This window comes from Streptomyces poriticola (assembly GCF_036689765.1).
Lineage (GTDB): Bacteria > Actinomycetota > Actinomycetes > Streptomycetales > Streptomycetaceae > Streptomyces > Streptomyces poriticola.
On record NZ_JBAGKH010000100.1, the window covers coordinates 1 to 636 of the forward strand.

Below are 636 nucleotides of genomic sequence, written 5' to 3' on the forward strand. Positions count from 1 at the left end.
ACCTGTCGAGGACCCACTCCATCTCGCTCTCCCCGGTCGCCCCCGCCAGCGGCACCTTCACGCCGCTCGGCGCGAACCCCACCTTCCGGTACAGCGCCTGCGCCCGCCCGTTGTCCTCGTGCACGATGAGCCGGATCCGCTCGGCGCCCCGCCCCCAGCCCCACTCCAGCCCGGCGGCGAACAGCGCCTCCGTCAGCCCGCTTCCGCGCCATTCGGGCCGCACGAACACTCCGACCACATGCCCCTGCCGACGCTCGACCGGCAATCCGGCCCAGTCCGTCGTGCCGGCCTCCTCCATCAACACCGTCAGCGTGCCGAGCCATCGGCCACCCGGACCCGCAGCGATGATCTGCTGCGCGTCGAGCGCGCCCGCGGAGGCCCCGGCCGCCCGCTGCTGCCAGAAGGAATCGGGCCGCTCGGCCGCCTCCTCGTACGTCTCCAGAAACGCCAGGTGCGCGACCGGGTCCTGCAACGATCGCAGCCGCAGTTCCCGCACCGCGGGCCACTCCTCGGCACGGATCGAGCGGATCACGTAGTCACCGGGAACAGAGACAGGGCTCATGGGCGCCACCGTAGTACCCCGACGCTACCCCGCTCACCCCATATTCGGATCCCGGACCGACTACGGAAGGCCGC

General features: G+C 71.9%; 1 protein-coding gene. It reads right to left on the reverse strand.

Annotation, left to right across the window (positions count from 1 at the left end):
• Window positions 1-562: GNAT family N-acetyltransferase (locus V5O46_RS31620; RefSeq protein ID WP_332888174.1), on the reverse strand; the 562-nt coding region annotated here is incomplete at its 3' end.
• Window positions 563-636 lie beyond the last annotated feature (74 nt).